Here is a 783-nt window from a genome sequence, read left to right as displayed (position 1 = left end):
TCCATCACCAACGTGACGGTCGAACAGAAGACCGAGATCACCAACGTGATCCGCGAGACGAAGATCACGCCGGTTGACCGGGTTGATTTCGACATCTCCGTCGGCATCGAAGTGCCGCGGCACAAGGTGCGGCTGCATCGCCTGCCGCCGCGCATCGTCAAGATCGTTCCGGCCTACGAGACCTACGAGTATTTCGTGCTGGCCGACGGCAGGATCGTCATCGTCGATCCGGACACGCTGAAGATCGTCATTATCCTGACCTGACGTTCACGAGCGTCACCAGGCCCGCCGCGCCGTATGGCATGGCGGGCCTCTCTCGTTCGCGATGCAGGAAACCGGCACAAGAGGGCCGCGACCGGCAGCGCGTTAATCCGGCGGCAATCCTTTCATATTAGCGTCACTGAATATTCCGGGGATTGCTGAGGGGGTCAGCGGCCGATGGCGATGGCATCACGTGGCGCGGCGGGCGCATTGGAAGCAAGCGTGCCGGCAAGCCCCGGCACGGCGGGCCTCGCCGAAGCGATCGGCCGGATGGCGCAGCTGGTCGAGCATTCGCGCGAACGGATCCGGTTGCTGGAGGCAGTGATCGAGAATTTCCCTGGCGGCGTCTCGCTGTTCGACCAGGACCTCAACATGGTCATCTGCAACCAACGGCAGCGGACCTTGCTCGACTATCCGGACGACCTCTTCGCCAACGGCTATCCGTCGATGGAGATGCTGTTTCGCTTCAACGCCGAGCGCGGCGAATACGGGCCGGGCGAAGTCGAGTTGCATGTCGCGCGC

At 63.0% G+C, this 783-nt stretch carries 2 protein-coding genes; both read left to right on the top strand.

Annotation, left to right across the window (positions count from 1 at the left end):
- Window positions 1-264 (top strand): DUF1236 domain-containing protein (locus EN780_RS35905; RefSeq protein ID WP_128276581.1); only part of this gene is annotated, 264 nt, incomplete at its 5' end.
- A 174-nt stretch (window positions 265-438) separates the two neighbouring features.
- The coding region (locus EN780_RS35900; RefSeq protein WP_189557078.1) for a PAS-domain containing protein at window positions 439-783 on the top strand (345 nt) is incomplete at its 3' end.

This window comes from Mesorhizobium sp. M4B.F.Ca.ET.089.01.1.1, assembly GCF_004022605.1.
In the GTDB taxonomy this organism is placed as follows: Bacteria; Pseudomonadota; Alphaproteobacteria; order Rhizobiales; family Rhizobiaceae; genus Mesorhizobium; species Mesorhizobium abyssinicae.
This window is presented reverse-complemented; position numbering and strand designations above follow the sequence as displayed.